Origin of the sequence: Achromobacter sp. SLBN-14 (assembly GCF_006715415.1) — a bacterium.
GTDB lineage: Bacteria > Pseudomonadota > Gammaproteobacteria > Burkholderiales > Burkholderiaceae_B > Achromobacter > Achromobacter mucicolens.
Window position 1 is genome coordinate 1,663,020 of record NZ_VFNE01000001.1, and the last position, 25,719, is coordinate 1,688,738.

The window sequence follows — 25,719 nt, forward strand, 5'->3', positions numbered from 1 at the left end:
GCGCTTCAACCCCAACGGAACAGCGGAAGCTGCAGTTGCAGCGCCCACCAGAAAACGACGACCGCGATCGCGGACATGGCGATGGACAGCAGGACGGCCTGCTTGATCGTGTTGGTGCGGTCGCCCAGCGCGGAGATGAAGACGATGGCGAATGTGGCGGGCAACAGGCCGCCGTAATGGCCCAGCAGCAGGAAGGCCAGGATGCCGAGCAGGATGCAGACACTGCCGCGGATGTCCGGCATGCCGGTGGGATGGCCTTCAGCGGGCGCGGGAGCCGAAGGTTCGGCCGAGCGCGCCGACATCGCGATCAGCAGGCCGGTGAGCGCCAGCAGGCCGCCCAGCGCCGCGGGAAAGAATCCCGGACCCATGTGGCTGAGCGAGCCGATGTGATAGTCCGTGCCACCGTAAATCGCGGCCAGACCGATCAGGACCATCAGCGCACCGCCGTAATAGTCCTTTCTGTTGATTGTCTTTTTCACTTCCGTCCTCCTTCCTTGTGCCGGACAGCGCCGGCCTTTCATGCGCTGCTCGAAGCGGGCAGCGCCCGGCCCCTGACGACAGGCCGGATCGCAGATTACGGAAGGAAGCTGCTAATCCGCTTTCTATGCGCTGTCGCATTCCTGAATCCGGGGGTTATCCCTGATCGGCAGGCGCGCCAGGCGCAAGAAAGTAGCGGACAGTGAAGAAACGGGCGCTATTGATCGCCCTTGAGCTGGACCTCTGCGGGTCTCGGATACTGCGATACGGTGGGCGCCAGCGGCAGCCACAGCACCGACGCAAGACCAACGCCGCCCTGGTCGTTGGGCTCGCCGTCGCGCAGTTCGATATCGCCTTCGTTGCGGCGTGCGTAGGCGCGCGCAATGCCCAACCCCAAGCCCGAACCGGAGGAAGTCATGGGCTTGTCGGTGCCCACGCGCTCGAACCGCGTGAAGGCGCGCGTGCGCATGACCGGATCCAGGCCGGGGCCGTTGTCGGACACGGCAACTTCGACGCGGTTGTCGGCGCGGCACACGGACACCGTGATGCGCGCGCCCGCCGGGGCGTAATGGATGGCGTTGTGCACAAGGTTGGACAGCGCTTCGTGCAGCTCGGCTTCGTTGCCCGACACCGGCACCGGCGTGTCCTGACCGTCTTCGGCATCGGCCTGCACCCAACCCAGGTCCTGCTGTTTTTCGTGCGCGAGCGGCAGGTACTGCAACACGACTTCGCGCGACACCGCGTTCATGTCGAGCAACTGACGCGGGGTCTGACCGGCCTGGTTGGCGTGCGCCAGCGACAGCAACTGCTCGGTCAGGCGGCGCGTGCGGCCCAACTGGTCGACGATGGCGCGCAGCCCTTCGCGCACGCGTGCCGGGTCGCGTTCGCGCAGCGTGTATTGGGCCTGCGTCAGCATAATGGCAAGCGGCGTGCGCAACTGGTGCGAGGCGTCGGCAAGGAAGCTGGATTGCTCGTCCAGCACCCGCCGGTAACGGGCGATGTGGTGATTGACGGCCTCCACCAGTGGAGCGACCTCACTGGGCACGCGCGAGGCGTCCAGCGGCGTCAGATCGTCGGGGCGGCGGCTGCGGATGTCGGCCTGCAGCCGGCGCAGCGGCTTCAATGCCCAGGACACGCCCCACCACACCAGCAGCACGACCAGCGCCAGCATCCGCGAATCGCGCAGGATCTCCTGGCGCCGCGCGCTGTTCTCGGCCTCTATGCGCTTGCCAGTGCTTTCGGCCACGACCACCAGCACCTGGCGGTGCTGGCCCTGGTAATAGAGATCGCGCACGACGGACACGACCCGCACGGGGTCGTTGCGATACACGCCGTCGTAGAAGATGGGTTGGCCGTTCGAGCGGGGCCAGGAAGGCGGACGCGGCATTTCCGGCATGCCGAGCAGCGTCTTGCCCTGTGTCTGGGGCACGGGCGCCCCATCCGGCAAGGGCGGATCGATTTCCTCGATGCGGAAATACTTGCGCAGGCCCGCCCGGGATTCGAGCATGACCTGCGCATACAGCGGCGTGGCCACCTGCAGGTTGCCGTCGGGCGTGAATTCCAGGCTGCTTTCAAGCACCCGCGCCGGCTCCACCAAGGCGCTGTCGTAGGCCTCGTTGGTGATTTCGGAGAGGGTGCGGTAGTCGTTCAGGCTGTCGATGACCAGCAGCACCACCACGCCGGGCAAGAGCAGGATGATGAGAAGCGCGCGGATGCCGACGCGCGGCAAACCGGGAATCCGCAGGCTCACTTAGGGTTCCGCGGACTCGCTGGCCACGCTTTCGAGCATGTAGCCCAGCCCGCGCACGGTCACGATGCGCACGTCGCTGCCGGCCAGCTTCTTGCGCAGGCGGTGCAGCACGACTTCGATGGCGTCCGGATTGGCTTCGCTGTCGTGGGTGAAAACCTTGCCGAACAATTGCGACTTGTCCACCGGGTAGCCGCTGCGCGTCAGGAGCGCCGCCAGGGCGGCGTGTTCACGCGGCGTCAGGAACAGCAGCGATCCGTCCAGCGTGAACGCACGGCTTTCGCTGTCGTAGGACAGCGAACCGCACTGCAGGCGCGGGTGCTGGCGGCCACGGCTGCGGCGCACGAGCGCCGTCAGGCGGGCTTCCAGTTCTTCCAGTGCGAAGGGCTTGGTCAGGAAGTCGTCCGCGCCCAGGTTCAGGCCGCGGACGCGATCCTGCAGCGCGCCCTGCGCGGTCAGCAGGAGGACGGGGGTGCGGTCGTCGCGGTTGCGCATTTCGCGCAGGACGACGAGCCCGTGCTTGTCGGGCAGGCGCAAGTCCATGACGATGGCATCGTATTCCGTGCCCGCCATGAAGGCTTCGGCCGTGCGCGCATCCGCCGCGTGATCGGGTACGAACCCGCTTTGGGCGAGCGCGCGCATCAGCCAGGACGCCATGTCCCGTTCGTCTTCAACCAACAATATGCGCATGACCGTCCGTTCCTTCGGGCAAATTCTCTGCTGCCCGCTGACCATGCACACGCTGGCGCAGGTAGCGGGTTTCGTGATGGCGCCGAAAGAGGATAGCCGACAACTCGTTCAACGCCTGGGTATAGACGTCTCGCTTGAACTCGATGACGGCATCCAGCGGAACCCAGTACTGGCTCCAGCGCCAGGCGTCGAATTCCGGATGCTGCGTCGCGCGCAAGCAAACATCACTGTCACGTCCCACCAGGCGCAACAAGAACCAAATCTGTTTTTGTCCTTTATAGTGGCCGCGCCACTCACGCCGGACAAAGTGATCGGGCACGTTATAACGTAACCAATCGCGTGTACGCCCCAAAATACGGACATGCTCGGGCTTCAGGCCCACCTCTTCATGGAGTTCGCGATACATGGCCTGCACCGGGCTTTCGCCATACTTGATGCCGCCCTGAGGGAACTGCCATGCATGTTCCCTGATACGCTTGCCCCAAAAGACCTCGTTTCTAGTGTTGACGAGAATGATGCCGACATTGGGGCGGTAGCCTTCGCGGTCAAGCATGGGCCACCCCCACCGAATTCAATACAATTACGGTCGATTATACGTATCTGCTGCCACCTTTAAACATGCGCGCATCCAACTACCATATCAACACCCTCAAAGAAGCCCCTTCCGAAGCGGAAGTCGCCAGCCACCAGCTGATGACCCGCGCCGGGATGATCCGCAAGCTCGCGGGCGGCATCTACACCTACATGCCGCTGGGCCTGAAGGTCATCCGCAAGGTCGAGGCGATCATCCGCGAAGAAATGAACGCGGCGGGCGCCATCGAGTTGCTGATGCCCGTGGTGCAGCCGGCCGAGCTCTGGCAGGAATCCGGCCGCTGGGAGCAGTACGGCGCGGAACTGCTGCGCATCAAGGACCGGCACCAGCGCGATTTCGTGCTGCAGCCGACGTCCGAGGAAGTCATCACGGACATCGCCCGCAATGAAATCCACAGCTACCGCCAGCTGCCGCTGAACTTCTATCACATTCAGACCAAGTTCCGGGACGAGCGCCGTCCCCGCTTCGGCCTGATGCGCGGCCGCGAATTCACGATGAAGGACGCCTACTCCTTCGACCGCGACGAAGCCGGCGCCCAGCGCAGCTACGACACCATGTTTGCCGCCTACATGCGCATCTTTGGCCGCCTGGGCCTGGAATTCCGCGCGGTGGCGGCCGACACGGGCTCCATCGGCGGCACGCGCAGCCATGAATTCCAGGTGATCGCCGACACGGGCGAAGACCTGCTGGTCTACAACGCGGAATCGGACTACGCGGCCAACATCGAACTGGCGGAAGCGCCCAGCCTGTATGCCACCCGTGCCGCCGCCGCCCAGGCGATGGCGGACGTCGCAACGCCCGGCGCCGCCAAATGCGAGGACGTGGCCAAGCTGCTGGGCATTCCCCTGGAGCGCACGATCAAGTCGATCGTCCTGGCCACCGACGGCGAAAAGGGCAAGGTCGACGTCTGGCTGCTGCTCCTGCGCGGCGACCACGAACTGAACGAGATCAAGGCGGGCAAGCTGCCGGGCCTGGCGGGCTTCCGGTTCGCCACCGAAGCCGAGATCGTCGAGTACTTCGGCTGCAAGCCCGGCTACCTTGGCCCGGTCAAGACGGCCAAGCCGGTCCACGTGATTGCCGACCGCACCGTCGCCAACATGGCCGATTTCGTCTGCGGCGCCAACCGCGAAGACTTCCACATCCAGGGCGTGAACTGGGGCCGCGACTTGCCCGAGCCTGAACTGGTGGCCGACCTGCGCAACGTCGTGGCGGGCGACCCCTCGCCGGATGGCAAGGGCACGCTATCGATCCAGCGCGGCATCGAAGTGGGCCACGTCTTCTATCTGGGCAAGAAGTACTCCGAAGCCCTGAAGGCCACCTTCCTGGACGAAACCGGCAAGCCGGCCGTTCTGGAAATGGGCTGCTACGGCATCGGCGTGACCCGCATCGTGGGCGCCGCCATCGAGCAGAACCACGACGCCCGCGGCATCATTTGGCCCCGCGCGCTCGCCCCCTTCGAAGTGGTCATCTGCCCCGTGGGCTGGGGCAAAAGTGAAACGGTGCGTGACACCGCGCAAAAGCTCTATGAATCCTTGCTCGCGCGCGGCGTGGACGTCATGCTGGACGACCGCGATGCGCGCCCCGGCGTCATGTTTGCCGAGTGGGAACTGATCGGTGCGCCGCTGCGTGTAACAGTTGGAGAACGCGGTCTGAACGACGGTGTGGTGGAATTGCAGGCCCGTCGGGAAACCGAAGCGGCCAAGATTCCGGTAGAGTCCGCGCTGGAAGCGGTGCTGACGAAGCTCGACACGCTTTAACCCTGTAGCTGCTACGGACTTGCCGCGTCCCGACCCGCACCATCATTTCCTGAGTATCGTGACCGATCAGAAGTCCGCCGAATCCACCCTGCAAGTCCGCGTCTACTACGAAGACACGGATGCCGGCGGGGTGGTCTTCTATGCTAACTACTTGAAATTCCTGGAGCGGGCACGCACCGAATGGCTGCGCGATCTGGGCGTCAACCAATCCGGGTTGGCCGCCAGCGAGCAACGGCTGTTCGTTGTCCGCGCCCTGGACATGTCCTACCGCAAACCGGCCAGACTGGACGATTTGCTTACCATACGCAGCCGAGTCACCAAACTGGGCCGCGCTTCGATACACTTCGCGCAGCGCGCGGAGCGCAACGGGGAACTGCTTGCCGAAGGCAACATCCAAGTCTGTTGCGTCGATGCCGTTCACATGCGGCCGGCAGAATTGCCGGCCGACATTCGCGAAAAACTGGAATTCATTCAGGAATAACCATGCAAGTCACCAACGACATGTCGTTGCTTTCGCTGATTTCGCACGCCAGCGTGCCGGTCCAGCTGATCATGCTGATGCTGTTGGGCATCTCGATCATGTCCTGGACCTACATCTTCGCCAAGCGCATGGCCATCAAGCGGGCCCATGACCAGACGCGCCGCTTCGAAGACGACTTCTGGTCGGGCGGCGACCTGTCGATGCTGCAGCAGGCCGTTGCCTCGCGCCGCGACGAGCAAGGCGCCCTCGCCCGCATCTTCGATGCCGGCATGACCGAATTCCTGAAGGCCCGCCGCGGCAATGCCAGCGGCGACGCCACGGCAGTGCTGGACGGCCCGCGCCGCGCCATGCGCGCCGCCTACCAGCGCGAAATGGACGCGCTGGAATCGCACCTGAACTTCCTGGCCTCCGCCGGTTCGGTGTCCCCGTACATCGGCCTCCTGGGCACGGTCTGGGGCATCATGCACGCCTTCATCGGCCTGTCGAACATGCAGCAGGCCACGCTGGCCTCGGTGGCTCCCGGCATTGCCGAGGCGCTGATCGCCACCGCCATCGGCCTGTTCGCCGCCATTCCCGCCGTGGTTGCCTACAACCGTTTCACGAATGATATCGACCGCATCTCGATCCGCTTTGACAGCTTCGTCGATGAATTCCTGAACATTCTGCAACGGCAGGTGCGCTAATGCCCTCGGTAAGCTCGCGCGGCAGGTCCGGCCGCCGCATGAAGGCCGACATCAACGTGGTGCCGTACATCGACGTGATGCTGGTGCTGCTGGTCATCTTCATGGTGACCGCGCCCCTCATCACGCCCGGGCTGATCCAACTGCCGTCGGTGGGCGCCGCCTCCGACGTGCCCGTCAAGCCGCTGGAAGTCCAGATTTCGGAAGACGGCAAGATCGCGCTGCGCATGCGCGAAGCCGGCGCCACCATGCAGGACATCGCGCGCACCGAACTGGTGGCGCAAGTGCGTTCGCGCATTACCGCGGAAACGCCGGTGGTCATCGCCGCCGACGGCAAGGTGCCCTACGAGACGGTTGTGAAGGTCATGGACGAGCTGCGCACCAACGGCATCACCCGCCTGGGTCTGCTGGTGGACCAGTCCGCCGCAGGCGCCCAACAGCCCGCACCCGCCAAGAAACGCTAACGCGCCGCCATCCGCCGGCCCGGCCGGCATGCACCGCACATGACGCCACCCATAATTCGACACCGCAGCGGCCCGCCGGCCACCCCGCCCAACAACGACAACCGGAATTCGCTGATTCTGGCTGTGGCGGTGCACCTGCTGCTGCTGGTTGCCCTGATCTTTGGCGTGAACTGGCATACCGAGAACCCTGGCCCCGTCCAGGTGGAACTCTGGGCAGACGGCAATTCGCCCGTCTCGCCGCCGCCCACGCCGCAGCCTGAACCGCCCAAACCCCAACCCAAGCCGCAGCCCGAGCCGGAGCCTGAAAAGACGCCGGAGCCGCCGCCTCCGCCCCCTCCTCCTCCGCCGCCGCCTGAGCCCCAACCGCAGGTCCAGGCCAAGACCGAGGAAGTCGATCCCGAGATCGCCATCCAGGAGGCGAAGAAAAAGCGCGAGCAGGAAGAGAAGGCCCGCGAAGCCGCCGAGGCCGCCAAGGAAAAGGCGCGCCTGGAAGAAGAGCGCAAGCAGGCCGAGCTGAAGGAAAAGAAGCGCCTGGAGCAGGAACGCCAGGCCGCCGAGAAGGCCGCTGCTGAAAAGGCCGCTGCCGAGAAGGCTGCCGCCCAGAAGGCCGCGGCGGAGAAGGCTGCCGCCGAAAAGGCTGCTGCTGAAAAGGCCGCTGAAAAGGCTGCCGCCGAAAAGGCCGCCGCCGAGAAGAAGGCCAAGGAAGAAGCCGCCAAGAAGGCAGCAGCTGAAAAGGCTGCCGCCGAGAAAGCCGCTGCCGAGAAGGCTGCGGCCGAGAAGGCGGCTGCGGAAAAGGCTGCCGCCGAGAAGGCCGCCGCTGCCAAGAAGGCCGCCGCCGACAAGGCGTTGAAGGACGCGTTCCGCAACGACGCCCTGGGCGCCGCCGGCATTCCCGGCGGCACCGCTGACCGCAACCAGGCGGGCGGCGGACGCGACAGCGGCTATGGCGCCAAGGTCCGGGCCTGCGTGCAGCCCGGCGTGGCGTATCCGCCTCCGCCCCGCAGCGGCTCGGGAAATCCGACCGCGCAATACCGGGTACAGTTAGGTTCTGACGGGAAGGTGAATGGCGTCACGTTGACCAGTTCTTCTGGCAACCCGGGCTTTGACCGCGCGGTCGAAACCGGCATCCGCCGTTGCAACCCGTTCCCGAAGCCCTCGACGGGCCGCTACGAACCCATTATTGACGTTGTCTACAGAATGTATGACTGACAGGAGATTGACGAACATGACTCCCGCTTATAGTCGACGAGTACCCACTCTCGCGCTCTGGAGAGCGTATGGAATCGGATTGCTGATGGTGGCGCTTGCCTGCCTGATGGCCATGAAGCCCGCCCACGCGCAGCTGCGTGTCGACATCTCCGGCACCGGCGCCACGCAATACCCCGTGGCCATCGCCGACTTCGCGGTCGATGACACCCACGGCCGCGCACTGGCCGAAGTCATTCGCGCCGACCTGACCCGCACCGGCCAGTTCCGCCTGATCAACGCCGCGGGCTCCGGCCTGAACGTGGATTCCCCGATCGCCCACGACGACTGGCGCGGCAAGGGTGCGGACTTCATCGCCTACGGCAGCATCACGCGGGGCGCCGATGGCCGCTACGACGTGCGCTACCGCCTGGCCGACACGGTCAAGAAGTCGCAGCTGGACGGCGTGGCCTTCTCGGGCACCGAGCAGGAACTGCGCCGCGTGGCCCACCAGATCGCCGATCGCATCTACGAAAAGATCACCGGCGTTCGCGGCGTGTTCTCGACGCGTATCGCGTACGTGCTGAAGAAGGGTTCCACCTACGAACTGCAGGTGGCTGACGCCGACGGCCAGAATCCCCAGGTCGCCCTGCGCTCGCGCGAGCCGATCATTTCGCCGTCCTGGTCGCCCGATGGCAGCAAGCTTGCTTACGTGAGCTTCGAGTCCGGCAAGCCCGTCGTCTACGTGCACACCCTGGCCACCAGCGCGCGTGCACCGGTCGCCAACTTCAAGGGCAACAACAGCGCCCCCGGTTGGTCGCCTGACGGCAGCAAGCTCGCGGTCGCTCTGACGCGTGACGGTTTGTCGCAAATTTACGTCGTTAATGCGGCCGATGGCTCGAATCCGACCCGAGTTACGCGTTCTCCCGGGATTGACACCGAGCCGAGCTTTACGCCTGACGGTGCTTCCATTATCTTTACGAGTGACCGCAGCGGCGGGCCGCAAATCTATCAGACCGGCTCGACAGGCGGCGAAGCCCGCCGTCTCACGTTTAATGGTGGTTACAACATATCACCCCGAATTTCCCCCGACGGATCGACGCTGCTGTACGTTGCAAGACGAGACGGCGCGTTTCGAATCGCATCCTTGAACCTGTCCACTGGCGCCGAAGCCTTGCTGACTGATGGTCGTGACGATCAGTCGCCCAGCTTTGCGCCAAACGGCATGCAAGTGCTCTACGCAGCCATCCAGAATGGCCGTAGCGTGCTTGCAGGTGTCTCGAGCGATGGACGCGTACGACAGACGCTTTCGGTACTGAACGGGGAAATACGTGAACCGACTTGGGGCCCATTTACCCGATAACACGTGTGACTCTCTTTGCAAAGGAACTATCATGAAGTCGCGCATTGCCAAAAGCCTAACCATCGCCGCTCTGGCTGCCGCCCTGGCAGCTTGCAGCTCCGTCCCTCTCGACGATAAAGCGGGTCAGGGTGGAGGCGCTGGCCAAGGATCTTCGGCCTCTGGCCAAATCCTTGATCCTTTCAACCCCCAAAGCATCCTGGCGCAACAGCGCTCGGTGTACTTTGATTTCGACAGCTACACCGTGTCGGACCAATACCGTGGCCTGGTCGAAACCCATGCCAAGTACCTGGCCTCGCACCAACAGCAAAAGGTCAAGATCGAAGGCAATACCGACGAACGCGGCGGTGCTGAGTACAACCTGGCCCTCGGCCAGCGTCGTGCCGACGCCGTGCGTCGCATGATGACCCTGCTGGGCGTCAGCGACAACCAGATCGAAACCATCAGCTTCGGCAAAGAAAAGCCGCGCTCGACGGGTACGACTGAAGCCGACTTTGCCGAAAACCGCCGCGCCGATATCAATTATCTGCGTTAAGCTTTTCGCTTAGTCTGGAGCCCTACCTCGCGTCGGGACGGCCAGCCGGCCGTCCCGACGTTTGTTTTTATCCCCGGGAATATTCATGCGCGATCAAGTTCTGTCCCTGCGTCCCCTGATTGTGGCCACTGGCCTGGCGCTAGCCGCCCTCACGGCCCCCGCTCACGCTTTTTCCGACGATGAAGCCCGCAAGGCCATCCTGGATTTGCGCCAGCAGGTGCAGCAGCAGAACGAGCAAAGCCAGCGCGCCAAGCTGCAACTGGCCGACCAGATTCAATCCCTGCAGCAGGAAATTGCCCAGCTGCGCGACCAGCTCGAACTGGTATCGCGCCAGCAACCGAGCGCCAAGCCGGGCGGCGCCGCGCCGGGTAGCGCAAATCCCCCGGGCGCCTCTGCAGGCGATCCCCAGGAACAGACCGCCTATGACGGCGCGATGGACCTGTTCCGCAAGGGCCAATACAAGGAAGCCGCCGAATCGCTGGCCGCCTTCACCGCGCTCTACCCCAACAGCCAGCTCGCGCCCAGCGCCCAGTTCTACCAGGGCAGCAGCCGCTATGCGCTCAAGGACTTCAAGGGCACCATCGAGCAGCTGAACGCCATGGTGCAGAAGTCGCCGGACAACGCCCGCGCGCCGGATGCCCTGCTGATCATCGCGGGCAGCCAGATCGAACTGAACAACCGCGCCGGCGCCAAGGCCACCTTGCAACGCATCGTGCGCGACTACCCCACCACGCCGGCCGCCACCACGGCCAAGAGCCGGCTGCAACTGCTGCAGTAATGCCGCACGCCGCCAGCGCGGCAGGCGCTTACCGCCAGATTCTTCGCCGCCGGGCGGGGCTGATTGCCCTGCTGCTGGCGGCGATTCTGTTTGCGCTGCTGATCGACTTCACCGTGGGCCCATCCGGCCTGCCCTGGCGCGCGCTCTGGCAAACGCTTGCCGCGCCCGCCGATGCTGATCCGACCTATCGCGTGATTGTCTGGGACATCCGCCTGCCGTCAGCCCTGATGGCGGCGCTGGTAGGCATGGCGCTCGGCTTGGCGGGCGCCGAGATGCAGACCATCCTGAACAATCCCCTTGCCAGCCCGTTCACCCTGGGCGTGTCGTCGGCGGCGGCCTTTGGCGCCTCGCTGGCGATCGTGCTCCAGTTCGGGCTGCCGGGCGTTCCCGCCGGCTGGCTGATTGCCGCCAACGCCTTTCTGTTCGCCCTGCTGGCGGCGCTGCTGCTGGATGCGGTGGCCCGGTGGGGCGGCATGAACACATCGGGCGTCGTGCTGTTCGGCATCGCGATGGTGTTCACCTTCAATGCGCTGGTGTCGCTGGTGCAATTTACCGCCAGCGCCGAAGCCTTGCAGAACCTGGTGTTCTGGACGATGGGCAGCCTGGCGCGTTCCAGCTGGACGACCGTGGGCGTGCTGGCGCTGGCGTTCGCGGTGGCCTTGCCGCTGGCCATGCGGCAATCATGGAAGCTGACCGCGCTGCGGCTGGGCGAGGACCGCGCCGCCAGCTTTGGCGTGGATGTGCGCCGCGTGCGCGTTGCGGCGCTGGCGCGCGTTAGCCTGCTGTCCGCGCTGGCGGTCGCCTTTGTCGGGACGATCGGGTTCATCGGACTGGTGGCGCCGCACATTGCGCGCCGGCTCTTCGGCGAAGACCACCGCTTCTATCTGCCGGGCAGCGCCCTGGTGGGCGCGGTGATCCTGTCGCTGGCGTCGATCGCATCCAAGAATCTCATGCCGGGCGTGGTGGTGCCCGTGGGCATCGTGACCGCGCTGGTGGGCATTCCCTTCTTCGTTTCCGTCGTGCTGCGCAGGCAATTGCCATGACAAGGCCCACTCCCGCTCCACACCCCGCCGGCCTGGCGGTCCAGGCGCTTTCGGCCGGTTACGGGCGCGAAGACGTGCTGCACGACCTGACGATCCCCGCGCTTGCCGCGGGCGAAGTGACGGCGCTGCTGGGTCCGAACGGCAGCGGCAAGTCCACGTTGCTCAAGGCGCTGGCCGGCTTGGTGCGGCCCCGCGCGGGCGGCGCGGTGCTGGACGGGCTGGACCTCACGCGCCTTGACCACGCCGAGCGTGCCCGCCACGTCGTGTACCTGCCTCAAAGCCTGCCCGCGGCCGTGCACCTGCGCGTATTCGAGTCCGTGCTGGTCGCGGCCCGCGCCAGCGGCGTGGCGGCGCGCCCCGTGGACCTTCAAGCCATCGACCAGCTGCTGGCGCGGCTGGGCATCGCGCATCTGGCCCTTCACTATCTGGACGCGCTATCTGGCGGGCAAAAACAATTGGTGGGGCTGGCGCAGGCGCTGATCCGCCACCCGCGCGTGCTGCTGCTGGACGAGCCGCTATCGGCCCTGGATCTGAACTACCAATTCCACGTCATGCGCCTGCTGCAGCAGGAAACGCGCGAGCATGGCCTGATCAGCCTCATCGTGCTGCACGACCTGAACGTGGCGCTTCAGCATGCGGACCAGGCCGTGATGATCCATGAAGGGCGGCTGCACGCCGCAGGCAGCCCGGCAGACGTCATCACGCCCGACGCGCTGGCTGCCGTCTATGGCGTGCAGGCGCGCGTGGAGGCGTGCTCGAAAGGCCGCCGGCAGGTGCTGATCGACGGGTTGCAGGCGCACCCGGGCTGAACCGCGCAGCCCGGCACGGGCAAGCTCAGGCGCGCTGCGCCACGTCCGCGACGGGCGCGCCCGTCATGTCCGCCAGCTGGGCCGGCGTCAGGTTGAACACGGTGTGCGGATGGCCGGCGGCGGCCCACAGGCTTTCGTAATTGAAGAGGTCCGCGTCCAGCAGCATGACCGGCTTGACGGCGTGGCCGATGGGGCAGACGCCACCGATGGCATAACCTGTCATGTCGCGCACGAAGCGCGCATCGGCCTTGGCCAGTTCGCCGACCTGCGCCGCGACCTTGGCTTCATCCACACGGTTGGCGCCGCTGGCGATGACGAGCACCGGCGCGTTGTCGGTGGCGCGCCGGAAGATGATGGACTTGGCGATCTGGGCGACTTCGCAGCCCAGCCCCGCGGCCGCCTCGGCCGAGGTCTTGCCCGTCTGGGGCAGCACCACCACGGGCTTGTCATGCCCCAATTCCACGAGCAGACGCGCAACGCGCTGAGCGGATTCCGGCAAGGCGGCGATGGATTCTGGCGACATCGTTGAAAACTCCGTTCAAGAAAACTGGCCCGCGCGCGGACGGCGCAGGCGGGCCGCAGACGAGTGTATCAGCGTCCGGCCGGGCCGCCGCGCCCTGATGCCGGGCTAGAATGCGGACCTGGCTACACGTCCCGATCCCCATGCGTTCCGAACCCGTTTTGCCCTTGCAGACCGCGCCCATCGGCGGTTATGCCATGTCCTACACCGAGTACGGCAGCGGCACGCCGCTGGTGCTGGTGCACGGCTCCCTGTCCGACAGCCGCTACTGGAAGTCGCAGATGGCGCCGCTGGGGCGTTCGTTCCGGGTGCTGGCCGTGTGCCTGCGCCGCTATTGGCCCGAGACCTGGGACGGCGAAGGCGGCGGCTTTTCGGTCGAGCAGCACGCCAGCGATGTGCTGGAATTCATCGACACGGTGGCAGGCGGCCCGGCCCATCTGGTGGGCCATTCCCGCGGCGGGCGTGTCGCATTGGAAGCCGCGCTGCGTCAGCCGCAATCGCTGCGCAGTCTTACGCTGGCGGATCCCGGCCTGCAGTTGCCCGGTTGCGTCGATGAACGCGGGGGCTTTCGCCAACGCGCCCTGACGCTGATCCGGCAAGGCGACATCGAGGAAGGGTTGGCGCTGTTCGTGGACACGGTGACCGGCCCCAACACCTGGCAGCGCATGGTGCCGTGGTTCAAGGAGATGGTCCGCGACAACGTGGGCACGCTCTTCGGACAGGTGGACGAACGGCCGGACACCCTGACGCCCGAGCAGATCGGCGGCGTGACGATGCCGGTGCTGCTGATCGGCGGCGCGCTGAGCCCGGCGCCCTATCCCGCGGTGCTCGATGCGCTGGCGCAATGGCTGCCGCAATCCCGCCGCATCGACATCGTGGGCTCTTCGCACGGCATGAACCTGGGCAATCCCCGCGCCTTCAATGGCGCCATCCAGGAATTCATCGGCGGTTGATCCGCGCGGTCAGGGCTCGACCGACGGCGTGTGCTTCAGGCGCCGCAGTACAAACGTGGAACGGCTGTGCCGCACGCCGCGTAGCTTGTACAGCCGCTTGCGCAGGAATTCCTCGTAGCCTTCCGTGCCCGCCACGGCAACCTTGATCAGGTAGTCGTATTCGCCCGTGACCAGAAATGCCTCGACCACTTCGGGCAGGCGGCTGATTTCCTCGCCAAAGCGCGCCAGCGTGTCGTCGTCGTGGTGCTCAAGCGTGACTTCGATCATTACCGTGTCCGGCAGCCCCAGCGCCTTCTGGTTCAGCAAGGCCGCATAACCTTCGATCACCCCCGCCTCTTCCAGCGCCTTGACGCGGTTCCAGCAGGGCGTGGGCGACAGGCCGACCGTTTCGGCCAGCTTCAGGTTCGTCAGGCGGCCATCCGCGCGCAGAGCACGCAGGATCTTGCGGTCGGTATCATCGAGTTTGGGCAATGTGGGCATGGTTGACGGACTATTGAAGGAAGAATCCCTATAGCAGCGGATTCTACAGAAATTAGATTCTTCAAAGCGTCGCAAACCGGCGTGAATCAAGAAACCTATTTTGCGCATGACGCCGTAGACTTTCCTCAAGGCGCGCACCTATCCCGCGCGTCCCGATTCGGCGCTCACGCTGCGGCACAACCCGGCAGGTGCGCCGGCAGTTTTCACGCAGCAAGCCCGCGCGCCGATCCGCGCGGCTGGAAATCATGCCTCACGCAGCAGCACCCGCGAAATCCGGTCTCGGCCTATCCGGCGCCGTCATGCTTTTCGTCGCCCCCGCGCTCTTCGCCTCAAACATGGTTGCGGCCCGCTGGGCGCACGACGCCAACCTTCCCCCCGTCTTTCTCGCCTTCGGCCGCTGGCTGATTGCCCTGCTGATCCTGTTGCCGTTTGCCGCCCCCGCCTTGCGCGCCCATCGCCGGGCCTTGTGGCGCGGCCTGCCGGCGCTGTTGCCGCTGGCCGTGCTGGGCATGGGCGTGGCGGTGGCGCCGCAGTACATCGGTGCGCAGACCACCAGCGCCACCAACATTGCGCTGATCTTTTCGTGCAGCCCGCTGCTGGTGACGCTGCTGGAAGCGGTGATCTGGCGCAAGCCGCTGTCAGCGCCTCGCGCGGCCGGCCTGGCGCTGGCGTTGACCGGCGTGCTGGTGGTGCTGACGCGCGGCGACGCCCACGCGCTGGTGCGGCTGGCGTTCGGACAAGGAGATCTGTGGGTGCTGCTGGCCGCCACCGGCTGGGCGTTGTACACGGTGCTGCAAAAGCGCCTGACGCTGCCTGCGGTGCCCGACAGTGCGCGGCTCGCGACGATGATGCTGGGCGGCGCGGTGGCGCTGGCGCCCTTTGCCGGCATTGAAGCGGCAGCCGGCATGGCGCCTGCGTGGACGGACCCGCGCCTGGCGGCGGTGCTGCTGTTCCTGGCGGTGGTGCCGAGCCTGGGCGCCTATTACGTCTATGGCCGGCTTATCAGCGTGGCCGGTCCCGCAACCGCGGGCCTGTCGATGTTTCTGGTGCCGGTCTACGCGGCGCTGCTGGCCTGGCCGCTGCTGGGCGAGGCGCCGCAGCTCTTTCATGCTTACGGCTTTGCCATGATCCTGCTGGGCGTGAAGCTGGCCTCGTCGCGGCTGCGCCCGGCGGCGGCCGCAGCCGCCGCCTGAGGGCGCGGCACGAAAGTCAGCGGCCCGCGCCCTGCGCCGCCATGACTTCCTGCGCCACCTGGCGGGGCGCTTCGGCGTAGTGCTTGAACTCCATCGTGTAGGTCGCGCGGCCCTGTGTCAGCGAGCGCAGCGACGTGGAGTAGCCAAACATCTCGGCCAAGGGCACCTCGGCGCGCACGACCTTGCCGCCGCCGCCCGCGATGTCTTCCATGCCCTGCACCATGCCGCGGCGCGACGACAGATCGCCCATGACATTGCCGGTGAAGTCTTCGGGCGTCTCGACCTCGACCTGCATCATGGGTTCCAGCAGCACGGGATCGGCGCGCCGCATGCCTTCCTTGAACGCCATCGAGCCGGCCATCTTGAACGCGTTTTCGTTCGAGTCGACGTCGTGGTACGACCCGAAGAACAGCGTCACTTTCACGTCCACAACCGGATACCCGGCCAGCACGCCGGCGTTAAGGGCCTCGCGAATGCCCTTGTCCACCGCGGGGATGAACTCGCGCGGCACCACGCCGCCCTTGATCGCGTCGACGAATTCGTAGCCCTTGCCCGCCTCTTGCGGCTCAAGCTTGAGCACCACGTGGCCGTACTGGCCGCGGCCCCCCGACTGCTTGACGAACTTGCCTTCGACCTCGTTGCAGGTCTTGCGGATGGTCTCGCGGTACGCCACCTGCGGCTTGCCCACCGTGGCTTCCACGTTGAATTCGCGTTTCATGCGATCGACCAGGATTTCCAGGTGCAGCTCGCCCATGCCGGAAATGATGGTCTGCCCGGATTCTTCGTCGGTGCGCACGCGGAACGACGGATCTTCCTGCGCCAGGCGGCCCAGCGCGATGCCCATCTTTTCCTGGTCGGCCTTGGTCTTGGGTTCCACGGCCTGCGAAATGACGGGCTCGGGGAACACCATACGTTCTAGGATGATGATGTGCGACGGATCGGTCAGCGTGTCGCCGGTGGTGACGTCCTTGATGCCGACAGCCGCGGCGATGTCGCCCGCATAGACTTCGGTGATCTCGCGCCGTTCGTTGGCGTGCATCTGCAGAATGCGGCCCAGGCGCTCTTTCTTTTCCTTGATGGGGTTGTAGACCGAGTCGCCCGACTTCACCACGCCCGAATACACGCGGAAGAACACGAGCTGCCCGACGAAGGGATCGGTCATGATCTTGAAGGCAAGCGCGGAGAACGGCTCGTTGTCGGTCGGATGACGCTCGATTTCGTGGTCACGCTGGTCATGGCCCTTGATGGCGGGCACATCCACCGGCGAGGGCATGTAGTCGATGACCGCATCCAGCATCGCCTGCACGCCCTTGTTCTTGAAGGCGCTGCCGCACAGCATCGGCACGATCTCGTTGGCGATCGTGCGGGCGCGCAGCCCTTCCTTGATTTCCGCTTCGGTCAGCGGCTCGCCGGACAGGTATTTTTCGAGCAGGGTTTCGTTGGCCTCGGCGGCCTTTTCCACCATCTTCTCGTGCCATTCCTGCGCCTGGTCCTGCATCGCCGCGGGGATGTCCACGTACTGGAACTTCACACCCTGGCTGGCGTCGTCCCAGATGATGGCCTTCATCTTGACCAGATCGATCACGCCCTCGAAGTGGTCTTCGGCGCCCACCGGCAACTGGATGGGCACGGCGTCGCCCTTCAGGCGCTCGGCGATCTGGCGCTGCACGCGCAGGAAGTCCGCGCCGACTCGATCCATCTTATTGACGAAGGCAAGCCGCGGCACCTTGTATTTGTTGGCCTGGCGCCAGACGGTCTCGGACTGCGGCTGCACGCCGCCCACGGCGTCATAGACCATGACGGCGCCGTCCAGCACGCGCATGGAGCGTTCGACCTCGATGGTGAAGTCGACGTGGCCCGGCGTGTCGATGATGTTGATGCGGTGCTCGGGATAGTTGCCCGCCATGCCCTTCCAGAAGGCGGTGGTGGCGGCCGACGTGATGGTGATGCCGCGTTCCTGCTCCTGCTCCATCCAGTCCATCACCGCCGCGCCGTCATGGACCTCACCGATCTTGTGGGTGATGCCGGTGTAGAAGAGGATGCGCTCGGTGGTCGTCGTTTTGCCTGCGTCAATATGGGCGCTGATGCCAATATTGCGATAAAGCTCGATGCGCGTCTTGCGGGTCATGGCCTCTTCCTACGGTTGGATGAAGATGCGTAAATATTACGCGCCGTGCGGCAAGATACAAGCCTGAATCGGCCTGCTGACGCGAGTTTGGCGGGTCCATGAGTTTGGCCCCGCCATACCAACGTATAAGCGCATGCGCCGGGCATGAAAAAGCCCCTCTGGCAGAGGGGCCTTGGCGCATGCGGTGGCGCGCTACGCGCACCAAGTTGGCGCGCAATTACTTCTTGTCTTCCTTGACGCGATAGACCAGCACGGCAGTGGTGGCCAGCGAGAGCACCTTGGCGGTGACGCTGCCCAGCAGCAGGCGCGACAGGCCGCTGCGGCCGTGGCTGCCGATGAAGATCAGATCGCAGCCCGCATCGGTGGCGGCCTGGACGATGCCGTCAGCCACGTTGAAGTTGGACACGGCGCGCGCTTCGACCTTGACGCCAGCGGTGTCGGCGCGGTCGCTGATCTGCTTGAGGTACTTGTCGGCTTGCTCGGCGGAGGCCTTTTCGTAGTCTTCGTCGGTGATGGCATAGGCCGCGGCCATGCCGTCAAAACCGATGGTGGCCGCGAAGGGCTGCGTCACGTAGAGGGCGACGACTTCGGCGCCGACTTCGCGCGCGAAGCAGATACCTGCGTTGGCGGCTTGGGCCGAGAGCGGGGAACCGTCGGTGGGAATCAGGATCTTCTTGAACATCTTGCCTGCTCCTGTGTTGGAGGAATCTTTATGCTACCGGAAAGCCGCCGGGCCGACATCAGCCGAACTGGCGGCCTTGACGAGGGTCAAGGCGGGGTTTATCCCAACTGCTGGGCAGCCGCAAACAGGTTGGTGCAGCGGGTGCCGGTGCGGCAGTATGCCAGGACCGGGCCCGGCAGGGTGCGCAGCAGTTCCGCAAAGCGGGCGACGTCGGCGGCCGTCATGGCGCTGCCCACGACGGGCTGATATTCGATCTGCAGGCCGGCTTGCTGCGCGGCGCGCGACACGTCGGCGGCGGTGGGCTGGTCCGGACCGCCTTCAAAATCGGGGCGGTTGATGATGACGCTCTTGTACCCGGCGGCGGCCACGTCGGCCATGTCGTCGGGGCCCAGTTGCGGGGCGACGGCAAAGTTCTGGGTAAGGGGCTTGATGGGTGCGGACATGACGGTTCCTTCGGTGACTGGGCGATCTGGCTCGGAATTATTGATTGTAGGACCCGTTTTGCGCGAAAAGTTTTTCCAGTTCGGCCCAGATGCCCCGGTGGTCGGCAATCGATACCGAAAAGCGCAGCATGGTCGATGGCGCCTGCGTCGGCGAGAACAGCGTCCCCGGCGCGAGCAGCATGCCGCGGTCCGCGGCCTCGCGCGCCAGCACCTCGGAATCCCGGCCGCAATCGGCCCAGACGAACATGCCAGCGTGCGCCTCGTGCGGGATGGTCAGGCCCAGTTTCAGCAAGCCCTTCATGCAGCGCTGGCGCGCGTCGTCGACCCGCTGTCGCACGCGTTCGATATGGCGCCGGTACTGCCCTTCCATGAGGACGCGGTGCACGACGCGCTCACCCAATTCGGGTGAAGTCAGACCCGCCAGCATCTTCAGGTCGGCCAGCTTCTGCAGCAGGTCGGCATTGGCCGCCACATAGCCCACGCGCAGGCTGGCAGCCAGCATCTTGGAGTATCCCCCCACGAAGATGACGCGGTTCAGCCGGTCCAGGGCCGCGAGCTTGATGGCGCCGCCCGGATGCAGCTCGCCGTAGGTGTCGTCTTCGACAACCATGAAATCGTGGCGTTCGGCGATGCGCAGGATGCCGTAGGCGGCCCCGGCGGACAGCGTGTGGCCGGTGGGGTTGTGAACCGATCCGTTGATGATGAAAAGCTTGGGCTTGTGCTGCGCGGCCAGTTGCTCAAGCAGGTCGAGGTCCGGGCCGTTGGGGCCGCGCGGCACGCCGATCAGGCGGGCGCCAAAGGCGGCAAGGCGGCCGAAGATCACGAACCAGGCCGGGTCCTCGACCAGGACGGTATCGCCCGCCTTGACCAGGTGGCGCGCGATGAGATCCAGCCCGTGGGTGACACCGTTGGTCGTGAGCAGGTTGAGCTCTGGATGGGCCGGCACGCCCTCGTTCTGCAGCACCGCGGCGATCTGCTGGCGCAGGGGCGCAAAACCCTGGGGGCTGCCGTAGCTGACGAGGTTGGCGCGCACTGAACGACCCACCGCGCGCACGGCGCCAGCCACCATGTCGGGATCCAGCCAATCGGCCGGCAGGAGGCCCGCCCCGCCCGGCATGCCCGGCGCGTTGGATTCCCGGAACATGCTGCGCAACAGCCAGGCGATGTCCACCCGCGCGGGCGGCGCGAGCGTGCTGGGCGCGGCGGCGGCCACCGCCGTCAGCGGGCCGCTGCGGGCCTTTACGAAAAACCCCGCGCCCCGGCGCGATTGCACCAGCCCGCGGGCCACGAGGCGGTCGTAGGCCTCGACCACGGTGAAACGGCTGACGCCCGACTGTTCGGCCATCTTGCGGATGGACGGCAGGCGCGTGCCGGGCCGCAAGCCTTGCTCGTCGATGCGGCGGGCCAGGCCATCGGCCAGTTGCGCCACCAGGGTGGCATCGGCCTGGCGCACGGGCTGCCAGGGCATGGAAGGAGAGGACGGAGCAACTGTCATGGAGATTTGACCAGGCCAGTGATTAAAGTGACACGCCATTGTGTACCGGTACTGTACTGATGGCTGTGCGTAGAGTGACAGCAATGCCGAAAGCCTGCAACCGCAGGCGCGGCCATTGAGACATTTTTCCGGTGCTGTCATGACCCGTCCCGCGCTCTTCCCCTCGCCTTCGGCCGTTCCCGCCCCCTCGTCTTCCCTCTGGGAGGGATACGGCTACGGTTTCCTGGGCGTGCTGGTGTTTTCGCTAACGTTGCCCATGACTCGCGTGGCGGTGGCCGAACTGGCGCCGCTGCTGGTGGGACTGGGCCGCGCGCTGATCGCCGCGCTGCCCGCGGTCGCCCTGTTGTGGCTGACGCGCAGCCGCCGGCCCAATCGCGCGGAGTGGCCGGGCGTGATCCTGGCGGCGCTGGGCATCGTCGTGGGCTGGCCGCTGGCCTCGTCGATCGCGATGCAGACGGTGCCTTCGTCGCAAGGCGCGGTATTCAACGGCCTGCTGCCGCTGTCCACCGCCGCCTTTGCCGCGCTGCGCAGCGGTGAAAGGCCTTCGGCCGCCTTCTGGGGCTGGGCCGTCGCGGGCGCCGCGCTGGTTACCGCTTATGCGCTGCGCCAGGGCGAAGGCACGCTGACTGCGGGCTACCTGTGGCTGCTGGTGGCCGTGGTGCTGGGCGGCATGGGCTACGCCGAGGGCGCGCGCGCCTCGCGCACGCTGGGCGGTTGGCGCACAATATGTTGGGCGCTTGCCATCAGCGCACCCGTGGTGGCCCTGCCGGTCGGCTGGATGGCGGCGCAGCAGCCCCACTGGCCCAGCCCGGACGTCATCGCTGCCTGCGCCTACCTGGCCTTCGGCTCGATGTTCCTGGGATTTTTCGCCTGGTACCGCGGCCTGGCCGCCGGCGGAATTGCCCGGGTCGGACAAGTGCAATTGCTGCAACCCTTCCTTACCGTCGTGGCCGCTGCTTTGCTGTTTGGCGAAACCGTGGAGGCGACGACGTTCGTGTTTGCCGCCGCCGTGATCGCCGTTATTGCCGGCGGACGCCGCGCCATCGTGAGGACCCCGAAATGAACCTGCTTCCCGCCAATTGGGCCGACGTCCCGCTGGCCTCGCTTTCCCTGCTGGGCCCGCTGGCGTTGTTTGCGCTGGTCAGCTCGATCACGCCCGGCCCCAATAACGTCATGCTGGCCTCGTCGGGGCTGAACTTCGGGTTCCGGCGCAGCGTGCCGCATCTGCTGGGCGTGAACCTGGGCTTCACGCTGATGATCTTTCTGGTGGGCGTCGGCCTGGGTTCGGTCTTTCAGCAGACGCCCGCCCTCTACACCGTCCTGAAGTACGCCGGCGCAGCCTATCTGCTGTATCTGGCGTGGAAGATCGCCAACTCCGGCCCGCTGGACGAGGGCGAGGCGCGCGGCAAGCCGTTCACGTTCCTGCAGGCCGCCGCGTTCCAGTGGGTCAATCCCAAGGCCTGGGTGATGGCGGTGGGCGTGGTGGCGACCTACACGCCGCAGAACGGCTTCTTCGCCAACCTGGTGATCGCGACGCTGGTCAGCGGCATCGTCAACCTGCCCAGCATCGGCATCTGGGTGACCTTCGGCACGGCCCTGCGCCGCGTGCTGCACCGGCCTGCCGCCATCCGCGCCTTCAATGTGGGCATGGCCCTGCTGCTGGTGGCCTCGCTGTATCCCGTCGCGCTGGAACTGCTCCACTGACCCGCCGTTCAGGCCAGCAGCCCCACCACCACGGCCGGCGTGACCAGCACGTTGAACAGGCCCGCCATCACCATCACCAGGCCCGCGACTGCGCCCTCTTCGGCGGCCAGCTCGCGGGCCTTGGCCGTGCCCGCCCCGTGCGCCCCCATGCCGAATAACGCGCCGCGCGCCAATGCCGAGCGCAGCGGCAGCCACCTGCACATGAGCTGGCCGATGGCCGCGCCAAACACGCCCGTCACGATGACGAAAACGGCCGTCAGGTCGGGCACGCCGCCCACGTGGGACGACACCGCCACGGCAAACGGCGTGGCGACCGAACGCGGCAACAAGCTGAGCCGCAGGTCCGGCGGCAAATCCAGCAGGCTGCCCAGCAGCCATGCGCTGGCGCCCGCGATGCCACTGCCCACCGCCACCCCGGCGGCCAGCACCGGCCAGTAGCGCCGGATCAGCGCGCGCTGCTGATACAGCGGCAAGGCGAACGCGACGATGACCGGGCCCAGCATGGCCATCAGCCAGTGCGAGCCGGACATGTATTCGCGATAGCCGGTATGCAGCAGGATGGCCAGCGTCAGCAGGAGCGCGGGCGCAACGACCAGCGTGGACGTCCACCAGTAGGCGTAGCGGCGGTAGAACAGACGCGCGCAGACGTAGGCGGCGACCGTCGCGGCCGGCCAGAAAAGCAGGTTGAATTCAGGCCGCATGGCGGTTCATCCAGCGGTAGCAAAGATCGATGGTCAGCGCCGTCCCTGCCATGACGAGCGCCGTGCCCAGCAGGATGACCGCCAGCAGCTTGACGCCCAGCAGCCCCAGGAATTCACGGTGGTCCAGCAGCGACATGACCGCTGGCACGAAGAAGAGCAGCATTTCGCCCAGCAGCCAGCTTGCGCCGCGCTGCACATTGCGCACGCGCAACCGGCGCGTCGCCAGCAGCAGGAGCACCAGCGCCATCCCGATGACGCCGCCGGGCACCGGCAGGCCCGAGGCCTGCGCCACCGCCTGCCCCGCCAGGGAAAAAAGAACGATCAACGCGATCTGGAGCAGACGGCTGCGGCGCAGCGCGCTGCGCAAAAGGATGGAATGGCGAAAGCGGGTCATGAGACGAACTCCAGCGGCAAGGTTCCGTTGTACGCCTGCGGCGGGCATAGATAAAATGAATTCGATGAATCCCTTCTATTCCAATCAGGCATAGCCATGGAACTGCGTACGTTGCGCGCCCTGGTCGAAGTCGTCCGGCAAGGCGGTTTTTCCCAGGCGGCGAAGGTCATCCATGCCACCCAACCCACGGTCAGCAAGGCCGTGCGGCAACTGGAGGATGAACTGGGCATGCCGCTTCTGGACCGGCAGGCGCAGCCGTTAAGGCTGACGGCGGCTGGCGAGATCGTGTACCGGCGCGCCATCGCCATGTTGGCCGAACGCGACGATCTGCGGGCCGAGCTGGACGATCTGAAGGGCTTGAAGCGCGGCGTGCTGCGCCTGGGTCTGCCACCGCTGGGCAGCAGTTCTTTGTTCGCGCCGATGTTCGCGCGCTTTCGCAGCCGCTATCCCCGCATCGAGATCAGTCTGGTGGAACATGGCAGCCGCCGCCTCGAAGAGATGGTGATGGCCGGCGAAATCGAGCTGGCCGGGTCGCTCAAGCCGGTGCCCGACCATTTCGAATGGCAGCCGGTGGCGCGTGAACCGCTGGTCGCCCTGATGCCCGCCGACCATCCGCAGGCGCATGCGGCCTCCGTGGGGCTGCACGACCTGCGCGACTCGCCCTTCATCCTGTTCGAGAGCGGCTTCGCCTTGAATCGCATCATCCACGACGCGTGTCAGCGGGCGGGCTTCGTGCCGGCCATCGCCGCGCGCAGCGGCCAGATCGATTTCATCGTGGCGCTGGTGGCCGCGGGGCTGGGCGTCGCCTTCCTGCCGCGCATCACGGCAGACGTGGCGCTGCACGCAGGCGTGGCGCGCGCGCCCTTGCGCGATACGGGGACGGACTGGGAAATGGTGCTGGTGTGGCGCCGCGGCGGCTACCTGTCCTACGCCGCGCAGGCATGGCTGGCGTTGACGCGCGAGGTGCATCCCGGCACCCCGTGACGGCGCCGGGCCGGCCGCGCCGGAGTATGCTGATGCCGGAACCCAACCCGACTTGCCGGGTCAGACCCTTCATGCCCGCCTTGCCCCGCTTCTCTGCCCGCCGACTGTTTGCCGCCGCCGTGCTCACCGCCGCCGGCGTGGTCGGTTGCACGCAACTGGATTCCTGGCAACGCCAGACCATTTTTTCGCCGCAATCCGAGCCGCAATCGTGGTGGCGGGATCCCGCCGCCGGGACGCAGGTCTACGACCTGACGCTGGAAAACGGCGACAAGGTGCGCGCCTGGTATCTGGCAAGCCCCAAGCCGGGCGCCCCCACGGTCCTGTATCTGCATGGCGCGCGCTGGAACCTGAATGGCAGCGCGTTCCGTATCGACGGCTGGAGCCGCATGGGATATTCCATGCTGGCGATCGACTATCGCGGTTTTGGCGCGTCCACGCCGCGTCTGCCGTCCGAGGAAAGCGCGCTGCAGGACGCCATGGCGGGCCTGAAGGAACTGGCGCGGCTGCAGCCCGATCCGGCGCGCCGCTTCGTCTACGGGCATAGCCTGGGCGGCGCAATCGCCATCGACCTGGCCTCGCGTCCCGAGCAGCCGGACTTTGCCGGCCTGATCGTGGAATCCAGCTTCACCAGCATCGGCGCGATGCTGGCCACCCTGCGCTGGGGCAACGTGCCCGGCGCCAGTCTGCTGGTCACGCAGCCGTTTGCCTCCGTGGACAAGCTGGCCCAGCTGCACACGCCGATGCTGTTCATGCACGGCACCGCGGACCGCGTGGTGCCGCACACCATGAGCGACGAGCTCTTTGCGGCCGCCCGAAACGTAGCGCCGGATTTGAAGCGACTGGTCAAGATTGAAGGCGCCTCGCATTCGGGCGCCTTCCGCAGCGGCACTCAGTACGAAACCGCCGTCAAGACCTTCATGCAGGACGCCCGCCAGGCCTACCAGCGCAAGAAGGGTTGAGCCTCTATGCCCCGGCGGCGGCAGCGCCGCGGCGCGACAGCCAGGCGATCACGCGGGGACGCGCGCGGTCGTAGGCCAGGTTGTAGAAGAAGGCATAGGGCAGATAGAACAGCACCAGTGCGATATCCAGCACGAAGGCTTCCCACAAGCTGATGCTGAGCCACCAGGCCGCCAGCGGGATCACGATGAGGATCAGGCCAAACTCAAAGCCGAATGCATGCGCCACCCGCACCCGAAAAGTGCGCGTCCAGCCAAAACGGTTTTCGATGCGGTCAAAGCCCGCGTTGTAGATCATGTTCCACACCAGCGCGATCCAGGCGATCACCGCGGTCAGCACGCCCATTTCAAACAGGGATTTGCCCATGGCCCAGGCCGCCACGGGGGCACACAGCCCGATCGCGATGATTTCGAACAGGAAGGCGTGGAGGAATCGTTCTTTGAGGGTTTTCTTGGCTTGCGTCATGACCCACCTGCGGTCGGTTTGC

Annotated in this window: 29 protein-coding genes; 16 read left to right on the forward strand and 13 right to left on the reverse strand. The window is 66.0% G+C overall.

Translation table 11 applies throughout. The features are described from left to right. Nucleotides 1-5: 5 nt before the first annotated feature. The 4 genes from FBY20_RS07615 to FBY20_RS07630 all read right to left on the reverse strand — a co-directional run bounded on the left by FBY20_RS07615 (nucleotide 6) and on the right by FBY20_RS07630 (nucleotide 3,467). On the reverse strand, nucleotides 6-434 hold the full coding sequence (locus FBY20_RS07615; protein WP_056327938.1) for a tripartite tricarboxylate transporter TctB family protein: 429 nt from the start codon (nucleotides 432-434) through the stop codon (nucleotides 6-8). A gap of 260 nt (nucleotides 435-694) precedes the next feature. Further along, nucleotides 695-2,227 carry a sensor histidine kinase gene (locus FBY20_RS07620; RefSeq protein WP_235512828.1) on the reverse strand — a complete coding sequence of 511 codons (1,533 nt, stop codon included), beginning with the start codon at nucleotides 2,225-2,227 and terminating at the stop codon, nucleotides 695-697. Further along, complete coding sequence (locus FBY20_RS07625) at nucleotides 2,228-2,914, reverse strand: response regulator (RefSeq protein ID WP_056327910.1); 687 nt, start codon at nucleotides 2,912-2,914, stop codon at nucleotides 2,228-2,230. It abuts the gene before it with no gap. After that, a complete protein-coding gene (locus FBY20_RS07630; protein WP_056327909.1) occupies nucleotides 2,895-3,467 on the reverse strand; it encodes an RNA pyrophosphohydrolase in 573 nt (190 codons plus the stop codon). The genes FBY20_RS07625 and FBY20_RS07630 overlap by 20 nt, the downstream gene beginning before the upstream one ends. 65 nt (nucleotides 3,468-3,532) lie before the next feature. On the opposite strand from FBY20_RS07630, the gene FBY20_RS07635 reads away from it, so the two are divergent. The 10 genes from FBY20_RS07635 to FBY20_RS07680 all read left to right on the forward strand — a co-directional run bounded on the left by FBY20_RS07635 (nucleotide 3,533) and on the right by FBY20_RS07680 (nucleotide 12,598). Further along, nucleotides 3,533-5,263: a proline--tRNA ligase gene (locus FBY20_RS07635; RefSeq protein WP_142051220.1), complete on the forward strand. Its 1,731-nt coding sequence runs from the start codon at nucleotides 3,533-3,535 to the stop codon at nucleotides 5,261-5,263. A 58-nt stretch (nucleotides 5,264-5,321) separates the two neighbouring features. Continuing rightward, on the forward strand, nucleotides 5,322-5,744 hold the full coding sequence (ybgC, locus tag FBY20_RS07640) for a tol-pal system-associated acyl-CoA thioesterase (protein WP_142051223.1): 423 nt from the start codon (nucleotides 5,322-5,324) through the stop codon (nucleotides 5,742-5,744). 2 nt (nucleotides 5,745-5,746) lie between these two features. Beyond that, on the forward strand, nucleotides 5,747-6,427 hold the full coding sequence (tolQ, locus tag FBY20_RS07645; RefSeq protein WP_056327907.1) for a protein TolQ: 681 nt from the start codon (nucleotides 5,747-5,749) through the stop codon (nucleotides 6,425-6,427). After that, nucleotides 6,427-6,888 carry a protein TolR gene (tolR, locus tag FBY20_RS07650; protein ID WP_056327906.1) on the forward strand — a complete coding sequence of 154 codons (462 nt, stop codon included), beginning with the start codon at nucleotides 6,427-6,429 and terminating at the stop codon, nucleotides 6,886-6,888. Before tolQ ends, tolR begins: the two co-directional genes overlap by 1 nt. A 39-nt stretch (nucleotides 6,889-6,927) precedes the next feature. Further along, a complete protein-coding gene (gene tolA, locus FBY20_RS07655) occupies nucleotides 6,928-8,097 on the forward strand; it encodes a cell envelope integrity protein TolA (RefSeq protein ID WP_142051226.1) in 1,170 nt (389 codons plus the stop codon). Between the two features lie 16 nt (nucleotides 8,098-8,113). After that, the gene (gene tolB / locus FBY20_RS07660) at nucleotides 8,114-9,436 is read left to right on the forward strand and encodes a Tol-Pal system beta propeller repeat protein TolB (RefSeq protein WP_056327904.1); all 1,323 of its coding nucleotides are present in this window, start codon (nucleotides 8,114-8,116) and stop codon (nucleotides 9,434-9,436) included. A 31-nt stretch (nucleotides 9,437-9,467) separates the two neighbouring features. Beyond that, on the forward strand, nucleotides 9,468-9,968 hold the full coding sequence (gene pal, locus FBY20_RS07665) for a peptidoglycan-associated lipoprotein Pal (RefSeq protein WP_056327903.1): 501 nt from the start codon (nucleotides 9,468-9,470) through the stop codon (nucleotides 9,966-9,968). 85 nt (nucleotides 9,969-10,053) lie between these two features. Continuing rightward, nucleotides 10,054-10,746: a tol-pal system protein YbgF gene (ybgF, locus tag FBY20_RS07670; RefSeq protein ID WP_056327902.1), complete on the forward strand. Its 693-nt coding sequence runs from the start codon at nucleotides 10,054-10,056 to the stop codon at nucleotides 10,744-10,746. After that, on the forward strand, nucleotides 10,746-11,789 hold the full coding sequence (locus FBY20_RS07675) for an iron ABC transporter permease (protein ID WP_062838533.1): 1,044 nt from the start codon (nucleotides 10,746-10,748) through the stop codon (nucleotides 11,787-11,789). Before ybgF ends, FBY20_RS07675 begins: the two co-directional genes overlap by 1 nt. Beyond that, on the forward strand, nucleotides 11,786-12,598 hold the full coding sequence (locus tag FBY20_RS07680) for an ABC transporter ATP-binding protein (protein WP_142051229.1): 813 nt from the start codon (nucleotides 11,786-11,788) through the stop codon (nucleotides 12,596-12,598). The genes FBY20_RS07675 and FBY20_RS07680 overlap by 4 nt, the downstream gene beginning before the upstream one ends. A gap of 25 nt (nucleotides 12,599-12,623) precedes the next feature. Here the strand turns inward: FBY20_RS07680 and FBY20_RS07685 are convergent, their stop codons facing one another. Further along, on the reverse strand, nucleotides 12,624-13,121 hold the full coding sequence (locus FBY20_RS07685) for a YbaK/EbsC family protein (RefSeq protein WP_056327899.1): 498 nt from the start codon (nucleotides 13,119-13,121) through the stop codon (nucleotides 12,624-12,626). Between the two features lie 140 nt (nucleotides 13,122-13,261). Between FBY20_RS07685 and FBY20_RS07690 the strand changes: the two genes are divergently transcribed. After that, nucleotides 13,262-14,071, forward strand: coding sequence for an alpha/beta fold hydrolase (locus FBY20_RS07690; protein WP_142051233.1), 810 nt, complete (start codon nucleotides 13,262-13,264; stop codon nucleotides 14,069-14,071). A gap of 9 nt (nucleotides 14,072-14,080) precedes the next feature. On the opposite strand, the gene FBY20_RS07695 is transcribed toward FBY20_RS07690, so the two are convergent. Continuing rightward, a complete protein-coding gene (locus FBY20_RS07695) occupies nucleotides 14,081-14,551 on the reverse strand; it encodes an Lrp/AsnC family transcriptional regulator (protein ID WP_056327897.1) in 471 nt (156 codons plus the stop codon). A gap of 299 nt (nucleotides 14,552-14,850) precedes the next feature. On the opposite strand from FBY20_RS07695, the gene FBY20_RS07700 reads away from it, so the two are divergent. After that, nucleotides 14,851-15,744, forward strand: coding sequence for a DMT family transporter (locus FBY20_RS07700; protein ID WP_056327896.1), 894 nt, complete (start codon nucleotides 14,851-14,853; stop codon nucleotides 15,742-15,744). Nucleotides 15,745-15,760: 16 nt separating this feature from the next. Here FBY20_RS07700 and fusA read toward each other — a convergent pair whose 3' ends face one another. The 4 genes from fusA to FBY20_RS07720 all read right to left on the reverse strand — a co-directional run bounded on the left by fusA (nucleotide 15,761) and on the right by FBY20_RS07720 (nucleotide 20,450). Beyond that, nucleotides 15,761-17,872: an elongation factor G gene (gene fusA / locus FBY20_RS07705; RefSeq protein WP_056327895.1), complete on the reverse strand. Its 2,112-nt coding sequence runs from the start codon at nucleotides 17,870-17,872 to the stop codon at nucleotides 15,761-15,763. Between the two features lie 217 nt (nucleotides 17,873-18,089). Further along, complete coding sequence (locus FBY20_RS07710; protein ID WP_056327894.1) at nucleotides 18,090-18,554, reverse strand: universal stress protein; 465 nt, start codon at nucleotides 18,552-18,554, stop codon at nucleotides 18,090-18,092. Between the two features lie 98 nt (nucleotides 18,555-18,652). Continuing rightward, complete coding sequence (locus tag FBY20_RS07715) at nucleotides 18,653-18,997, reverse strand: TIGR01244 family sulfur transferase (protein ID WP_056327893.1); 345 nt, start codon at nucleotides 18,995-18,997, stop codon at nucleotides 18,653-18,655. Between the two features lie 37 nt (nucleotides 18,998-19,034). Beyond that, nucleotides 19,035-20,450, reverse strand: a complete 1,416-nt coding sequence (locus FBY20_RS07720) for a PLP-dependent aminotransferase family protein (protein ID WP_142055842.1) — start codon at nucleotides 20,448-20,450, stop codon at nucleotides 19,035-19,037. A gap of 181 nt (nucleotides 20,451-20,631) precedes the next feature. Between FBY20_RS07720 and FBY20_RS07725 the strand changes: the two genes are divergently transcribed. Together FBY20_RS07725 and FBY20_RS07730 are read left to right on the forward strand one after the other, a co-directional pair. Further along, on the forward strand, nucleotides 20,632-21,555 hold the full coding sequence (locus tag FBY20_RS07725) for a DMT family transporter (protein WP_056327891.1): 924 nt from the start codon (nucleotides 20,632-20,634) through the stop codon (nucleotides 21,553-21,555). Continuing rightward, a complete protein-coding gene (locus tag FBY20_RS07730; RefSeq protein WP_056327890.1) occupies nucleotides 21,552-22,196 on the forward strand; it encodes a LysE family translocator in 645 nt (214 codons plus the stop codon). Before FBY20_RS07725 ends, FBY20_RS07730 begins: the two co-directional genes overlap by 4 nt. A gap of 8 nt (nucleotides 22,197-22,204) precedes the next feature. Here the strand turns inward: FBY20_RS07730 and FBY20_RS07735 are convergent, their stop codons facing one another. Then, a complete protein-coding gene (locus FBY20_RS07735) occupies nucleotides 22,205-22,897 on the reverse strand; it encodes an LrgB family protein (RefSeq protein WP_056327889.1) in 693 nt (230 codons plus the stop codon). Beyond that, nucleotides 22,887-23,291: a CidA/LrgA family protein gene (locus FBY20_RS07740; protein WP_056327888.1), complete on the reverse strand. Its 405-nt coding sequence runs from the start codon at nucleotides 23,289-23,291 to the stop codon at nucleotides 22,887-22,889. Before FBY20_RS07740 ends, FBY20_RS07735 begins: the two co-directional genes overlap by 11 nt. Nucleotides 23,292-23,387: 96 nt before the next feature. On the opposite strand from FBY20_RS07740, the gene FBY20_RS07745 reads away from it, so the two are divergent. Both FBY20_RS07745 and FBY20_RS07750 read left to right on the forward strand, forming a co-directional pair. After that, nucleotides 23,388-24,275 carry a LysR family transcriptional regulator gene (locus FBY20_RS07745; RefSeq protein WP_056327887.1) on the forward strand — a complete coding sequence of 296 codons (888 nt, stop codon included), beginning with the start codon at nucleotides 23,388-23,390 and terminating at the stop codon, nucleotides 24,273-24,275. 71 nt (nucleotides 24,276-24,346) lie between these two features. Then, nucleotides 24,347-25,234, forward strand: coding sequence for an alpha/beta hydrolase (locus FBY20_RS07750; RefSeq protein WP_062838523.1), 888 nt, complete (start codon nucleotides 24,347-24,349; stop codon nucleotides 25,232-25,234). Between the two features lie 4 nt (nucleotides 25,235-25,238). Here the strand turns inward: FBY20_RS07750 and FBY20_RS07755 are convergent, their stop codons facing one another. Further along, nucleotides 25,239-25,697, reverse strand: a complete 459-nt coding sequence (locus FBY20_RS07755) for a multidrug/biocide efflux PACE transporter (protein WP_142055844.1) — start codon at nucleotides 25,695-25,697, stop codon at nucleotides 25,239-25,241. Between the last annotated feature and the right edge of the window lie 22 nt (nucleotides 25,698-25,719).

Coding starts and splice junctions, on each gene's coding strand:
- FBY20_RS07715 (WP_056327893.1), bottom strand. CDS start 18,997: ATGTCCGCACCCATCAAGCCCCTTACCCAGAACTTTGCCGTCGCCCCG.
- FBY20_RS07630 (WP_056327909.1), bottom strand. CDS start 3,467: ATGCTTGACCGCGAAGGCTACCGCCCCAATGTCGGCATCATTCTCGTC.
- FBY20_RS07745 (WP_056327887.1), top strand. CDS start 23,388: ATGGAACTGCGTACGTTGCGCGCCCTGGTCGAAGTCGTCCGGCAAGGC.
- FBY20_RS07740 (WP_056327888.1), bottom strand. CDS start 23,291: ATGACCCGCTTTCGCCATTCCATCCTTTTGCGCAGCGCGCTGCGCCGC.
- FBY20_RS07680 (WP_142051229.1), top strand. CDS start 11,786: ATGACAAGGCCCACTCCCGCTCCACACCCCGCCGGCCTGGCGGTCCAG.
- tolR (WP_056327906.1), top strand. CDS start 6,427: ATGCCCTCGGTAAGCTCGCGCGGCAGGTCCGGCCGCCGCATGAAGGCC.
- FBY20_RS07635 (WP_142051220.1), top strand. CDS start 3,533: ATGCGCGCATCCAACTACCATATCAACACCCTCAAAGAAGCCCCTTCC.
- tolB (WP_056327904.1), top strand. CDS start 8,114: ATGACTCCCGCTTATAGTCGACGAGTACCCACTCTCGCGCTCTGGAGA.
- FBY20_RS07710 (WP_056327894.1), bottom strand. CDS start 18,554: ATGTTCAAGAAGATCCTGATTCCCACCGACGGTTCCCCGCTCTCGGCC.
- FBY20_RS07700 (WP_056327896.1), top strand. CDS start 14,851: ATGCTTTTCGTCGCCCCCGCGCTCTTCGCCTCAAACATGGTTGCGGCC.
- FBY20_RS07675 (WP_062838533.1), top strand. CDS start 10,746: ATGCCGCACGCCGCCAGCGCGGCAGGCGCTTACCGCCAGATTCTTCGC.
- FBY20_RS07685 (WP_056327899.1), bottom strand. CDS start 13,121: ATGTCGCCAGAATCCATCGCCGCCTTGCCGGAATCCGCTCAGCGCGTT.
- FBY20_RS07615 (WP_056327938.1), bottom strand. CDS start 434: ATGGTCCTGATCGGTCTGGCCGCGATTTACGGTGGCACGGACTATCAC.
- FBY20_RS07695 (WP_056327897.1), bottom strand. CDS start 14,551: ATGCCCACATTGCCCAAACTCGATGATACCGACCGCAAGATCCTGCGT.
- pal (WP_056327903.1), top strand. CDS start 9,468: ATGAAGTCGCGCATTGCCAAAAGCCTAACCATCGCCGCTCTGGCTGCC.
- FBY20_RS07690 (WP_142051233.1), top strand. CDS start 13,262: ATGCGTTCCGAACCCGTTTTGCCCTTGCAGACCGCGCCCATCGGCGGT.
- FBY20_RS07725 (WP_056327891.1), top strand. CDS start 20,632: ATGACCCGTCCCGCGCTCTTCCCCTCGCCTTCGGCCGTTCCCGCCCCC.
- tolQ (WP_056327907.1), top strand. CDS start 5,747: ATGCAAGTCACCAACGACATGTCGTTGCTTTCGCTGATTTCGCACGCC.
- FBY20_RS07735 (WP_056327889.1), bottom strand. CDS start 22,897: ATGCGGCCTGAATTCAACCTGCTTTTCTGGCCGGCCGCGACGGTCGCC.
- tolA (WP_142051226.1), top strand. CDS start 6,928: ATGACGCCACCCATAATTCGACACCGCAGCGGCCCGCCGGCCACCCCG.
- FBY20_RS07755 (WP_142055844.1), bottom strand. CDS start 25,697: ATGACGCAAGCCAAGAAAACCCTCAAAGAACGATTCCTCCACGCCTTC.
- ybgF (WP_056327902.1), top strand. CDS start 10,054: ATGCGCGATCAAGTTCTGTCCCTGCGTCCCCTGATTGTGGCCACTGGC.
- fusA (WP_056327895.1), bottom strand. CDS start 17,872: ATGACCCGCAAGACGCGCATCGAGCTTTATCGCAATATTGGCATCAGC.
- FBY20_RS07625 (WP_056327910.1), bottom strand. CDS start 2,914: ATGCGCATATTGTTGGTTGAAGACGAACGGGACATGGCGTCCTGGCTG.
- FBY20_RS07750 (WP_062838523.1), top strand. CDS start 24,347: ATGCCCGCCTTGCCCCGCTTCTCTGCCCGCCGACTGTTTGCCGCCGCC.
- FBY20_RS07730 (WP_056327890.1), top strand. CDS start 21,552: ATGAACCTGCTTCCCGCCAATTGGGCCGACGTCCCGCTGGCCTCGCTT.